This is a genomic window from Microbacterium candidum, from assembly GCF_030315975.1.
In the GTDB taxonomy this organism is placed as follows: Bacteria; Actinomycetota; Actinomycetes; order Actinomycetales; family Microbacteriaceae; genus Microbacterium; species Microbacterium candidum.
The window spans coordinates 18027-29694 of the sequence record NZ_JASXSZ010000001.1; the positions used below are offsets into that span (position 1 = coordinate 18027).

The window sequence follows — 11668 nt, forward strand, 5'->3', positions numbered from 1 at the left end:
CGGACCGCGGGGCCGTCAGCTCGTCTTGGCCCTGACGCCTGCGGGTGCGAACTGCTCCTTCGGCTTGATGAGCATCCCGGGCGCTTTCGTCACGACCAGCCACGTCGGCAGGATGATGACGCACAGGGTCGCGAGCACGGCGACATCGCCCGTCCCGAGGACGGCGACGGCGATGAACAGCGCGATCCATCCGTCGCGGGCGACGGCGAGGACGAAGCCCATGACGCCGCACGCGACGGCGAGCGGGAGCGGAAGGCCGGGGACGAGCGCCGCGCCCAGCATCCCGAGCGCCGTGCCGATGAACACGGACGGGAAGATGCGACCGCCGCGGAAGCCGGCGCCGGCGGCGACCAGCAGCGCCACGATCTTGATCCCGGCGATCGCGGCGAGCTGGCCTGTCGAATAGTGGCCGGCGTTCTTCAGCAGCTCTCCGGTCTGCTCCGCGCCCTTGAAGAGCGTGATCGGGCCGCCGATCATGCCGAGCACGCCCAGGACGACACCGCCGAGCAGCGTGAAGAGCAGGGGGTTGCGCAGCGCGTGGAACCCGCGGTGCACGAACGGGAACACCCAGATCATGAGCACGCCGATGGCGGCGGCCAGCATCGCGATCACGGTCGCCATGAGCAGGTCGTAGGGCTGCACCTGTCCGACCGGCGCCATCCCCATGCTGAACACCGGGCCGTCGAGGAGAAGGGTCGTCCCCGAGCCCGCCGCGGCCGCCGCGAGGGGGAGGAAGAGCTTGTCCCACAGCGAGCCGGGCAGCTTGCTGCCCGCGACGGCGCCGGTGAACACCAGGGCTGCCGCCACCGGCGTGCCGAACAGCGCGCCGATCGTGCCGGCGACCGCGAGGGTCGACAAGAGCGCCGGCGGCATCCGCTTCAGCCGACCCAGGAGCGTCATCGCGAGGACGGCATTGATCGCGAGGATCGGGTTCTCCGGTCCGAGGCTCACACCGCCTGCGAGGGACAGCACCAGCACGAGCGCGAGCGAGGGCAGCGCCATGAGCTTCGGGAAGGGCCCGTCGAGCTCGGTGGTCGCCGAGTCGGGACCGGCATGGCCGGGCACCAGCCACACCACGGCGCCGATGAGCGCGCCGGTGACGGTGAGCACGGTGAAGATCCACCAGGGCGTCGACTCCGTCGCGCCGAACACCTTCGGAAGCGTCTGCCACAGCACCGGCTCCAGCAGGTCCGACAGCAGGTAGACGCCCTTGAGGATCAGGGCGCTGCCGATGCCGATGAGCACGGCCGGAATGGCAGCCAGGATGAGGAGGCGGACTCCGGGACTCGCGGACGCGGGAGTGCTCATGGAGCTCCTTCTCGAGGGGTGCCGGGTCTCAGCTTCTCTTCAGACCACGAATGAAGTGTGCCACGATCAGCGCGACCCAGGTGGTCAGGATGTACGGCCACGTGTAGGTCTCGACGCCGGCGTTGTGCATGACGAGCGTCACGATGGCCGTGACGATGATCCACGGCACGCTGTACAGCCATGACCACACCGAGCTCTTGATGAACGTGACGGCCAGAGCGATCGCGGTCAGCACGCCCGAGTAGTTGGCGAGCCCGTTGGCGATCTCGTTCATCGTCTCTCCGGCGAAGAACGCGGTGAGCGTTCCGACCACGCTGCCGAGGAGAGCCGCGAGCCCCACCCGCCAGCCGGCGATGAACAGACCGATCAGGATGAGGGCGCCCGACCACAGGTTGTCGACGAGCACGACCTGCGACACGTTCGTCAGGATGGAGAGCCCGAACGCGGTGAGCGGATCGTTCGTCACGTGCGGCAGCGGTGAGCTGACCGCATACTTCGCCGTCGACAGCGCGATGATCGTCGCCACGATGACGAACGGCGCCGTCGTGTACGGCAGGTTGAAGACCTTGAGCCCCGTGCGGGTGAACAGCGCGTTCACGAGCCACGTGACCGGCCCCGTCACGAAGCCGCCGACGAGGGCGAGCGGGTACACCCAGATGTTGTCCCCGCCGAGGGCTGCGAAGACCGCGGCGCCGACGAGCGTTCCACAGAAGGACTGCATGCCCGCGCCGACGCTCGAGAGCGGGAACCGGCACGCCTGCCCGCCGAGGATGCCGCCGAGGCAGCCCAGGAGCGCCAGGATGCCCATCCGCCAGTCGGCGACGAAGAACGCAGCGAGCACGAGGATGCCCGTGATGACGTTCTGCTGGAAGTAGATCTGGGAGGGCCCATGCAGGAAGCCCAGCCACCATTGGGCGCGGGTGCTCACCGCCGGTGTCATCGCGGTCATCGTTTCGTCCTCTCGTGTCGTGCGGATGGGCTCAGGTCTTGCGGATGAGGGGTGCCGTCGTCCCGAGCAGGAGCTCGTGCGCCGCCATCGCGGCGGCGCTCGTCGCCCGCTCCACCGCGACCGTGTCGTCGCTGAGCAGGCGCAGCCACGCGCCGCGGTCGTAGGGCAGGACGCTCACGCCGAAGACGGCGGAGGGGTCGGATGCGACGGCATCCGCTGTCGCGTCGCGCAGGACGTCGGCGATGCGCGACGAGCGCACGGTGTCGGAGACGACGTAGAGCGACGCGACCACATCCCGGCCGCCGAGGAGCGCGTCGAGCCTGCCCTGGGCGGGCACGAGCCGGACGCGGTCAGTCGCCACCGGCTTCCCGTCGGGGCCCGTCACCTCGAAGTCGCTCGCATACGCGGCGTACACGTTGCGCTCCCCGCGCGACAGGCGACCCGCATACAGCGTCTCCCCCGTCACGAGCGATGCGCCCGGCTGCATGGCGACGCCTGTGCGCTGATAGAGCCGCGAGTCGACGAACGGGATCACGGGATCCGGCAGGTATTCGACGTACGCGCCCTCGCCGACCTCGATGTTGCAGACCGCCGTCGCATACCCGGACTCCATGCGGTACGCCTTGGTGTGCGCCTGCGTGGTGACGTGCGCGGCAGTGCCCGGGCCGAACCGGAGGTCCATGCGCTGCCGGTCGTTGTGGAGGATGCCTCCCCCGGTTGTCATCAGGTAGAGGTACGCCATGTCCGGCCGCTGCGGGTTGTAGTAGATCGGCTTCATGATCTGCAGCGGGGTCTTCTGGTAGTGCCGGACCAGGTCGGTGCGCATGCCGTCGCCGTCGGGGCGGAGCTCGAACGCGAGATCGAGCAGACCGACCTTGCCCGGGGCACCGACCCGCAGCGTGTGCGGGTCGGTGCCGTAGCGGGCGATCTCGACGGGGACGCGCGACGGCTCGTAGTAGCCGGGCTCGAGCCGCGCATCCGGCTGGACCGCGATGCTCACACGACCTGCTCGAGGCGCGTCGCCGCCCACTGCGCCATGATCTGGTCGAACAGCTCGCGCACGCCGGTTCCGTCGAGGGAGTTGGTGAGGACGACCGGCTTGCCGTCCCGGACGGCGTGCGCGTCGCGCTCCATCACGCCGAGGTCGGTGCGCACGTACTGGGCGATGTCGATCTTGTTGATGACGAGGATGTCGCTCTCGGTGATGCCCGGGCCGCGCTTGCGCGGCATCTTCTCGCCCTCGGACGTGTCGAGCACGAAGACGAACACGTCCGCGAGCGACGGCGAGAACGTGAGGGTGAGGTTGTCGCCGCCCGACTCGTAGAGAAGGGTGTCGATGTCGGGGAAGCGCTCGAGGAGCTCCTCGCCGACGGCGAGGTTCATCGTCGGGTCGTCGCGCACCGCGGTGTGCGGGCACGCGCCCGTCTCAACGCCGACGACGCGCTCGGGATCGAGGATGCCCTCGAGCTCGCGGCGCACGTGACGCGCGTCCTCCTGTGTGTAGATGTCGTTCGTGATCACGCCGGGGGTGCGGCCCGCGGCGATGAAGATCGGCACCAGGGCCTCGGTCAGCGCCGTCTTGCCGGACCCGACCGGTCCGCCGATGCCGACTCGCAGGACGTCTGAACTCATGGGATGCACTCCTTCTCTATGGGGCCCGCACAGCGGGTCAGCTGGTGAACAGGCGCGCCTCGGCGCGCTCGTGCTGGGCGGACATGATGTCGCTCAGAGGAGCGAAGCCGCCGATGTCCGCAGAAGGCCGCACGACGGCGTCCGCCGTGACGACCTCGATGACGGGTTGGATGCGGCGCAGGAGCACCTGGGCCCCGCGGTGGTCGGTGAGCCGGAGGCGGAGCGCGGCACCGACGAAGCTCGTGCAGAATGCGAACAGGTCGGCCGCGACCGCCTGCTCCACCGGGACGCCGGTCGCCGCGTAGCAGACGGCGACGGTGACGGGCTGGCATCCCGGCGTCTCCTTCGCCGCGATGCGCGCCGCCCAGACCGCGATGTCCTCGCCGCCCGGAGTGCCGTCGAACACCTCGGCGGCGATGTCGGCCAGCTGCCGACCGCTGCGGGTCGACGCCGTGCGCAGTTCGGCGTTGAGCTTCGTCGCGTACAGGTCCCGGTCGAGCGCGGCGACGGCGTCCCAGTCGCGCTGGGACGCCGCACCGTGCGCGCGGGCGAGCGCCGTGGCGTCTCCCGGTCCGACGGTGGCGACGAGCAGATCCTCGAGCAGCTCCCCGACGGTCGCCTTCGTGACGGCGCGGGCCTGGTGGAAACCCTCCAGGCCGTGCGACATCGTGTAGAAGCCGCTCGGGAACGCCGAGTCGGTCAGCTGCATCGCCACCAGCAGCCGCCCGACGGCGGCTGCTGGTGCATCGACGGTCGACGTCATCGCGCTCAGGTGAGGTAGAACAGCTGCGTCAGCGGCAGGGAGGACGCCGGCTCGATGTGCGCCGGCTCGCCGTCGATCGTGACCTTGTAGGTCTCGGGGTCGACGTCGATGACCGGAGTCGCGGAGTTCCGGACCATGTCCTTCTTGCCGATCGCACGCGTGTTGCGCACCGGGAGGATCTGGCTCTTCAGACCGAGCTGCTCGGGCACGCCCGCCTCGATCGACGCCTTCGACATGAACGTCGCACGCGTCGTCTGCAGCGTCTGGCCGAACGCGCCGAACATCGGCCGGTAGTACACCGGCTGAGGCGTCGGGAGGGATGCGTTGGGGTCGCCCATCTGCGCCCAGTTGATGAGGCCGCCCTTGACGATGAGCTTCGGCTTGGCACCGAACGAGTCCACGGGCCACAGCACGATGTCCGCCATCTTGCCGGGCTCGAGCGAACCGATGTAATCGTCGAGACCGTGCGCGCGAGCCGGGTTGATCGTCACCTTCGCGAGGTAGCGCAGCACGCGGAAGTTGTCGTTGTCCTCGGCATCCTCCGGCAGCTTTCCGCGCTGCTCCTTGCAGTGGTGCGCAGTCTGGAACGCGCGCGTGACCGACTCGCCGATGCGACCCATCGCCTGCGAGTCCGACGAGAAGATCGAGATGACGCCCAGGTCGTGCAGCACCGTCTCGGCCGAGATCGTCTCCGCCCGCACGCGGGACTCGGCGAACGCGACGTCCTCGGGGACGTCGTGGCTGAGGTGGTGGCACACCATGACCATGTCGAGCAGCTCGTCCACGGAGTTCACCGTGTACGGCAGCGTCGGGTTGGTCGAGGACGGCAGCACGTTGTGGTGCGACGCGATCTTCAGGATGTCGGGGGCGTGCCCGCCGCCCGCGCCCTCCGTGTGGTACGTGTGGATCGTCCGGCCGTTGATCGCCGAGATCGTGTCCTCGACGAATCCGGCCTCGTTGAGGCTGTCGGTGTGCACCGAGACCTGCACGTCGTACTGGTCGGCGACCGTCAGCGCCATGCTGAGCGCGGCCGGGGTCGTCCCCCAGTCCTCGTGGACCTTCAGACCGGATGCCCCGGCCTTGATCTGCTCGATCAGCACCTCGGGCTGCGAGGCGTTGCCCTTGCCGTGGAAGCCGAGGTTCACCGGCATCCCTTCGGCCGACTGCAGCATCCGGTGGATGTTCCACGTGCCGGGCGTACAGGTCGTGCCGTTGGATCCATCGGTCGGGCCGGTGCCGCCGCCGAAGAGCGTCGTGATTCCGTTGCTCAGGGCGGAGTACGCCTGCTGCGGCGAGATGTAGTGCACGTGCGTGTCGATGGCGCCGGCGGTCGCGATCAGGTGCTCGCCCGAGATCACCTCGGTGCCCGCGCCCACGATGAGGTGCGGGTCGACGTTCTCCTGGGTCTGCGGGTTGCCCGACTTGCCGATCCCGACGATCAGTCCGTCCTTGACGCCGATGTCGGCCTTGACGATGCCGAGGATCGGGTCCATGACGATCGCGTTCGTGATGACGAGGTCGAGCGCGCCCTGATCCTGCGTCGCGAGCGGGTTCGAGGCCATGCCGTCACGTGCGGACTTCCCGCCGCCGTAGACGACCTCGTCGCCGTAGCTGCCGGACGCATAGTCCTTCTCGATCTCGATGACCAGGTTCGTGTCGGCGAGGTGGACCTTGTCGCCCACCGTCGGCCCGAACAGGTCCGTGTACTGCTTTCGCGAGATGACGGCCATCTTCAGTTGCTCCCGTTCTTCGATCCCGGAACGAAGTCCGGGTCACCGTTCTCGAATCCGCGCTCGTCGAGCCGGCGCATCGCGTCCACCTTCGTCTGCTGCGCGTCGAGGCCGCCCTCGACGAGGCCGTTGAACCCGTGGATGCTGCGGCCCCCCGCGTAGGCGACGAGCGTGACCTCCTTCGTCCCGCCGGGCTCGAAGCGCACGCCGGTGCCCGCCGGGATGTCCAGGTGCATGCCCCACGCCTGCTCGCGCTCGAAGCGGAGGGCCCGGTTCACCTCGAAGAAGTGGAAGTGCGAGCCGATCTGGACCAGGCGGTCACCGGTGTTCGTCACCCGGATCGTCACGCTGTCGCGCCCCGCATTGATCTCGATCGAATCGTCGTTGTGGTGATACTTCGGCTTTCTGCTGACCATCGGTCGCTCCTTCCTAGCTGGCCGGATCGTGGACGCGGTGCCCAGCGGTCCCGTGGTGGTCGTCGGTTGTGTGGTCGTCTGAATGGCCATGGCTGTGGTCGTGCGCATGGCCGTCGTCGTGGGAATGGCTGTGGTCGTCGTCGTGCGAGTGGCTGTGACCATGACCGTGGGAGTGCGAGTGGCTGTGGCCGTGCCCATGGCTGTGGCCCCGGCCCTGCGCCTCCTCGAACGCGTGGGAATGTGCGTACCCGTGCCCGTGATCGGCCATCAGCCCGGCGCTCATCCCGTCCCGGCCGCGAGCCAGATCCGCGAGCGCGTCCACGACGCGCTCCCGGACGACCCGCATGATCGCCGAATCGGACATCAGCGGTCCCGCGCTCACGACGTCATCGCCGTCCGGCAGGAGCGGCGCCGCCGCGAACCCGCCGGGGACGACCGCGGTCGAGCCGTGGCCGAGCCGCCGCATCCGGTCCGCCGACCGTTCGATCGCGGGTCGATCGACCCCCACCGACACGGCGATCTCGGGGAGCGCGCCGAACGTGCCGACGAGATACGCGACGCGATGCATCTCGGCCTCGTCGAACGGATTCGACCGCGGGATCTGCACGAGCAGCGCTGCGGAGGGGTCGACCGCGCTCACGCGGTTCGCCGCCGTCCGGAGCCACGCGCTCAGGTGGTCGGGCGCGCCGAATGAGGCGGCGAGCGCGATCCGGCCCGGGTGCAGCGGGGTGAGCCAGTTGAGCGTCTTCGCCGCGTCGGCGACCATCGTCACGTCGCGGCCGAAGGTCATCGGCACGACGACGATCGTCTTCCCCTCCGCGAGGAGCGTGGTGGCGCGATTGTGCAGCGCTCGCCCCGCCGGCGTCGGAACGGCGTCCAGCCCGGCGTCGCGCAGCCGCACGAAGTCGTCGCCGTCGGCGCTCTCGTGACCGCCGACCAGCAGAACCGCGACGTCGTGCATCCGGTGCCTCAGCCCATGATCGGGTCGTGGCACGACACGAGCTTCGTGCCGTCGGGGAAGGTCGCCTCGACCTGGAGGAGCTGGACCCGCTCGCGCACGCCCGGCATGCACTGGTCGACGGTGACGACCGTCTTGCCCAGCTCCATGCACGTCGCCACGGACTTCCCGTCGCGGGCCGCCTCGAGGATCGTCTCCGTGATGAGCGCCTGCGCCTCGCTCATGTTCAGCAGAGTGCCGCGATCCCGGCGACGACGCGCCAGCTCAGCCACCTGGTAGACGTACAGCTTGTCGATTTCGCGAGGAGAGAGATCCATCGCAACTCCAAACTCTCGGCTCATGTGCGGAGCGGATAACGAGCTCCGTCGGTGATCACGAATGTGGCATGCCGGGAACCGGGACACCATCGAATGCCGCCGAGACGACACAAAGTGGCGGCTGTCAGTCTCAGTTCGACCGGGGGGCCGATTGCGCGGGCGCCGTTTTCATGCATTCCACATGACGTGGCCGCGATGCCGAATGGATAGCTTGGCGGCAGAACGATCGGGGGGTCGCCATGTCGACGACGTCGCAGCAGGCAGCGGCGATCCGACCGCGGCAGGTCGAGCGCATGCGTCAGCACGACCGCGCGGACGGTGGGGCCGTCGCGACAACACGCTTCCAGCGCCTCTACGGCGCACGCGGGGCCGCCCGGTTCACGGGCCTCACCGGCGTCACGCTCGACGTCACCTCTCCTGCGGAGTTCGCCGCCACGCTCACCGAGACGCATGTCGACGGGTTCGCCCTCTTCTCACTGTCGAACAGCACGGAGGTCGAGCTCCGCGTCTGCGGCAGCGGTCGCGGCGGTGCGACGGATCGCCTGCTCGCCGCGACCGTCTCGGGAGGAGCGGGCCTCGTCGCCGGCACCGACCCCGCCGCCTCGGCGGACTGGTGGGCGTGTCCGCCGGGACGCATGGCCGTGCTCGCCGACACGGGCGATCGTCTGGCCGTCCGACGAGGATCCGAGATCGTCGGCGTGGTCGTGCCCGATCGACTGATCGGGAGCGGGATGCCGCGACGCAACGCCGTGCTCCCCGATTCCCCGCTCGCCTCCGCCGTGCAGGCCTTCCTCTTCTCCCTGCTCGCCCACCTCGTGCAGGATGCGGGCGAGGGGGTTTCGGCATCCGTTCCGCTCGGCGCGCTCGCCGACCTCACGCGCTCCCTTCTCGCGGACTCGTGGAACCGGTCGGGGCCTGATGCGCGCGAGCAGGAGATCCGGCTGCAGGTGGCGGGCCTCATCGAGCAGCGCCATCGCGAGCCGGACATCACGGTCGCCTCGATCGCGCGTGAGCTCCACCTCAGCAGGCGCCAGGTCTATCGCTACTTCGAGCACACCGGGATCGCGGGCCTCCTCGCCGAGCGCCGCGTCCTCACCGCGAAGTCGCTCATCGAGCAGTTCCCCGCCCTGTCGCTGCGCGAGGTGGCGCTCGGCTGCGGGTTCCGCGACGTCGACCGGCTGCGCGTGCACTTCAAGCGGCAGGTCGGCGTGACACCCCGCCAGTTCCGCGACTCGATCATCGTGCGGGTCGGCGGACCCGAAGGGGCGGAGGCGGACTTCTCCGAGCGTCGTCAGCGCCTGCAGTCGGCGCAGATCCCTTCCAACGCGGCATAGTCGGGCTGGAATTCGAAGCCCGTCCGGTCGCGCAGCTGCGCGATGGCGTCGCTGAACGCGTCGGCGGGCAGGATGACCACGCTGTCGCACCGGCGGCAATGCCCGTGGAGGTGCCCGTGCGCCGTCGACGTGGTCGCAAGGTGATACCTGACGGCGCCGCCCGCCGTACGCCGCATCGCGGCGATGCCGTACTCGACGAGCAGGTCCAGCGTGCGGTACACCGTCGCCCGGTGCACTCCCGCGTCGGCGAGCCGCCCGGCGACGGCGTCCGCGGTGAGATGCTCGGGGCTCTCCGCAAGCAGTTCGACGACGAGCCGACGAGCGGGCGTCACGCGCTCGCCCCGGTCGCGCAGGGCGGCGAGGCCGTCCTGCACCGCCTGCGCGGCGGATCGCAGATGCAGCTGACGATGATCGAGCGTGGTGGACACGGCGCCTCCCTTTCGCGTCGTCGTGGCTCCATCATCCCCCGCGGCGAGGCCGGCGCCGGCTCCCCCATGCGAGCCCTCGCTCGCGGGGGCCCACAGGCGCGGTGCGCGGCGTACCGTTGGAAGAGGAGGGAGGCCGCAATGCGAGCGACAGTGGGAGACCGCATCCGCGTGCACGGTCGGGCGGTCGGGATGGCGGACCACCTCGGCGAGGTGATCGAGATCCGCGGGACGGATGACGAGCCGCTGCTCGTGATCCGCTACGACGACGGGCACGAGGGGCTGCTGTCCCCCGGTGCCGACTGCGAGGTGCTGCACCCCGCCGGCTGAGTCGGAGCCCCGCGCTACGGTGGAGCTTACGACGAGGAGCGCGGGAATGATCGACGGGATCGAGATCCGGCGGGCGAGTGCGGCGGATGCGCCGGCCGTCCTGCAGATGGCGGACGGCATCATCGAGTGGTTCGTCAGCATGGGCAACGTGAGCCAGTGGGGCACGGAGCCCTGGTCCTCGTCACAGAAGCGGATCGCGCGCGTCACCGAGGCACTGGGCCTGCCCGACGCATGGGTCGCGGAGCACCCTGATCTCGGCATCGTGGGCGTGCTGGTCGTCGGCGACGCGATGGAGTACGTCCCTGCGGCAACCGAGCCCGAGGTCTACGTGCGTCTGCTGCTCGCGAGCCGTGACGAGCGAGCGCGCGGAATCGGCCGCCGCCTCATGGCGTTCGCCGACGAACGGGCCCGTGCGGCCGGCGTCGAGCGCCTCCGCGTCGACTGCTACGGCGGTGGCACGGGCGATCTCGTGAAGTTCTACGAGTCGTGCGGCTACGACCGCATCCAGACCTTCGACATCGACGGCTGGCCGGGTCAGCTGCTCGGCCGCACGCTGCAGGATACGGTCACAGCGGTTCGATCCGGAAGGTGAAGGAGCGCCCGTCGCGGAACGGCTCGACCAGCTCGACGTTTTCGAACGCGACGCCGCCCGGGATCGGGTGGTCGCTCATCCAGTACGTGACCCGGCCGTTGACCTGGGCCCGGAGGGCCGGGTCGGGGTCCTTCGCACGCCACTCCTGGACCGCGCGAAGACCCTTGAAGTGCCAATGCTCCGCGGTGCCGACGGCGTACTCGGCGGCAGTGGGATCGGCCTCATCGGGCTTGACGCGCACGACGGCCTCATCGCCCTCGACGACGCGCACCCCGACGCCGAAGGCGGCGTGGTCGGTGAACCCGTTCCCGGTGTGGCGCGGCCAGAGCGTCTGCGAGGTCGCGGTGCCGCCCGCGAGTTCGAGCTCGCGCAGCCGCGCCCAGTTGCCCATCGTCGCGCTGAGCACGCAGGCGTACAGCGGCACGGAATCGGCCCGGATGTGCGCGGCGAGTGCGACCTCGTGGGGCCGATCGCGTATGAAGGTCGCGGTCACCCGCACATGGGCGCCGTTCGCGAACGGCTCGCACAGGATGCTGACGCTCAGGGTGTCGCCATCCACCATCCCCCGCGTCGGGTCATCGCCGGCACGGGGTGCGGGATCGGCGGGCGGGTCCGCAGACCAGAACCGCAGCCCCGGAACGTCGTCCAGGCCGGAGCGCTCGAGCTCCGAGTACCCGCGCTCCGTCGCTCCCAGCGGGATCGGCTCGATCGCGATGAAGTTGATCAGGCGATCGCGATCGTGTCCGAGGTACGGCGTGTAGATGCGGATGAGGCCGCGCGGCCCGCCCAGCGGGTGGAGGCCGATCTGCATCCCGTCGGGGTTCCCCCAGCGCGGCTCGCGAGGACCCGCGCCCGCGGCAGGGCGCAGCCAGCCGGTCTCGTCGACGGCGGCGAGACGGAGGGAGTCGTCCACG

Annotated in this window: 14 protein-coding genes; 3 read left to right on the plus strand and 11 right to left on the minus strand. The window is 69.9% G+C overall.

The window, feature by feature from the left end; translation table 11 throughout:
• Positions 1 to 15: 15 nt before the first annotated feature.
• Genes QSV35_RS00100 through QSV35_RS00140 form a run of 9 tightly spaced genes read right to left on the minus strand, consistent with a single transcriptional unit; the run spans position 16 to position 8073 of the window.
• The gene (locus QSV35_RS00100; protein ID WP_286285461.1) at positions 16 to 1308 is read right to left on the minus strand and encodes an ion channel protein; all 1293 of its coding nucleotides are present in this window, start codon (positions 1306 to 1308) and stop codon (positions 16 to 18) included.
• A 28-nt stretch (positions 1309 to 1336) separates the two neighbouring features.
• On the minus strand, positions 1337 to 2257 hold the full coding sequence (locus QSV35_RS00105) for an urea transporter (protein ID WP_286285463.1): 921 nt from the start codon (positions 2255 to 2257) through the stop codon (positions 1337 to 1339).
• Positions 2258 to 2288: 31 nt separating this feature from the next.
• Entirely contained in the window at positions 2289 to 3257 is a 969-nt protein-coding gene (locus QSV35_RS00110) for an urease accessory protein UreD (protein WP_286285465.1), read from the minus strand.
• Positions 3254 to 3889: an urease accessory protein UreG gene (gene ureG / locus QSV35_RS00115; protein WP_286285467.1), complete on the minus strand. Its 636-nt coding sequence runs from the start codon at positions 3887 to 3889 to the stop codon at positions 3254 to 3256. Before ureG ends, QSV35_RS00110 begins: the two co-directional genes overlap by 4 nt.
• Before the next feature lie 37 nt (positions 3890 to 3926).
• Complete coding sequence (locus QSV35_RS00120) at positions 3927 to 4652, minus strand: urease accessory protein UreF (protein WP_286285469.1); 726 nt, start codon at positions 4650 to 4652, stop codon at positions 3927 to 3929.
• A gap of 5 nt (positions 4653 to 4657) precedes the next feature.
• Complete coding sequence (gene ureC / locus QSV35_RS00125) at positions 4658 to 6382, minus strand: urease subunit alpha (protein WP_286285470.1); 1725 nt, start codon at positions 6380 to 6382, stop codon at positions 4658 to 4660.
• Between the two features lie 2 nt (positions 6383 to 6384).
• Entirely contained in the window at positions 6385 to 6798 is a 414-nt protein-coding gene (locus QSV35_RS00130) for an urease subunit beta (protein ID WP_286285472.1), read from the minus strand.
• Between the two features lie 13 nt (positions 6799 to 6811).
• Entirely contained in the window at positions 6812 to 7759 is a 948-nt protein-coding gene (locus QSV35_RS00135; RefSeq protein WP_286285474.1) for a sirohydrochlorin chelatase family protein, read from the minus strand.
• An 8-nt stretch (positions 7760 to 7767) separates the two neighbouring features.
• A complete protein-coding gene (locus QSV35_RS00140) occupies positions 7768 to 8073 on the minus strand; it encodes an urease subunit gamma (RefSeq protein WP_286285476.1) in 306 nt (101 codons plus the stop codon).
• A 239-nt stretch (positions 8074 to 8312) separates the two neighbouring features.
• On the opposite strand from QSV35_RS00140, the gene QSV35_RS00145 reads away from it, so the two are divergent.
• Positions 8313 to 9407 (plus strand): AraC family transcriptional regulator, encoded by a 1095-nt coding sequence (locus QSV35_RS00145; RefSeq protein WP_286285479.1) that lies wholly within the window; start codon positions 8313 to 8315, stop codon positions 9405 to 9407.
• On the opposite strand, the gene QSV35_RS00150 is transcribed toward QSV35_RS00145, so the two are convergent.
• Complete coding sequence (locus tag QSV35_RS00150; RefSeq protein WP_286285482.1) at positions 9365 to 9835, minus strand: Fur family transcriptional regulator; 471 nt, start codon at positions 9833 to 9835, stop codon at positions 9365 to 9367. The two genes, QSV35_RS00145 and QSV35_RS00150, sit on opposite strands and share 43 nt — an antisense overlap.
• Positions 9836 to 9973: 138 nt before the next feature.
• Here QSV35_RS00150 and QSV35_RS00155 point away from each other — a divergent pair, with 138 nt between their 5' ends.
• Entirely contained in the window at positions 9974 to 10162 is a 189-nt protein-coding gene (locus QSV35_RS00155) for a DUF1918 domain-containing protein (RefSeq protein ID WP_286285486.1), read from the plus strand.
• A gap of 46 nt (positions 10163 to 10208) precedes the next feature.
• Positions 10209 to 10754: a GNAT family N-acetyltransferase gene (locus tag QSV35_RS00160; protein WP_286285488.1), complete on the plus strand. Its 546-nt coding sequence runs from the start codon at positions 10209 to 10211 to the stop codon at positions 10752 to 10754.
• Here QSV35_RS00160 and QSV35_RS00165 read toward each other — a convergent pair.
• Positions 10729 to 11667 (minus strand): hypothetical protein, encoded by a 939-nt coding sequence (locus QSV35_RS00165; protein ID WP_286285490.1) that lies wholly within the window; start codon positions 11665 to 11667, stop codon positions 10729 to 10731. The two genes, QSV35_RS00160 and QSV35_RS00165, sit on opposite strands and share 26 nt — an antisense overlap.
• Between the last annotated feature and the right edge of the window lies 1 nt (position 11668).

Excerpts from the sequence above, each read along its gene's own strand:
- QSV35_RS00145 (WP_286285479.1), top strand. The coding sequence starts at position 8,313 with ATGTCGACGACGTCGCAGCAGGCAGCGGCGATCCGACCGCGGCAGGTC.
- ureG (WP_286285467.1), bottom strand. The coding sequence starts at position 3,889 with ATGAGTTCAGACGTCCTGCGAGTCGGCATCGGCGGACCGGTCGGGTCC.
- QSV35_RS00140 (WP_286285476.1), bottom strand. The coding sequence starts at position 8,073 with ATGGATCTCTCTCCTCGCGAAATCGACAAGCTGTACGTCTACCAGGTG.
- QSV35_RS00105 (WP_286285463.1), bottom strand. The coding sequence starts at position 2,257 with ATGACCGCGATGACACCGGCGGTGAGCACCCGCGCCCAATGGTGGCTG.
- QSV35_RS00100 (WP_286285461.1), bottom strand. The coding sequence starts at position 1,308 with ATGAGCACTCCCGCGTCCGCGAGTCCCGGAGTCCGCCTCCTCATCCTG.
- QSV35_RS00135 (WP_286285474.1), bottom strand. The coding sequence starts at position 7,759 with ATGCACGACGTCGCGGTTCTGCTGGTCGGCGGTCACGAGAGCGCCGAC.
- ureC (WP_286285470.1), bottom strand. The coding sequence starts at position 6,382 with ATGGCCGTCATCTCGCGAAAGCAGTACACGGACCTGTTCGGGCCGACG.
- QSV35_RS00130 (WP_286285472.1), bottom strand. The coding sequence starts at position 6,798 with ATGGTCAGCAGAAAGCCGAAGTATCACCACAACGACGATTCGATCGAG.
- QSV35_RS00120 (WP_286285469.1), bottom strand. The coding sequence starts at position 4,652 with ATGACGTCGACCGTCGATGCACCAGCAGCCGCCGTCGGGCGGCTGCTG.
- QSV35_RS00160 (WP_286285488.1), top strand. The coding sequence starts at position 10,209 with ATGATCGACGGGATCGAGATCCGGCGGGCGAGTGCGGCGGATGCGCCG.
- QSV35_RS00155 (WP_286285486.1), top strand. The coding sequence starts at position 9,974 with ATGCGAGCGACAGTGGGAGACCGCATCCGCGTGCACGGTCGGGCGGTC.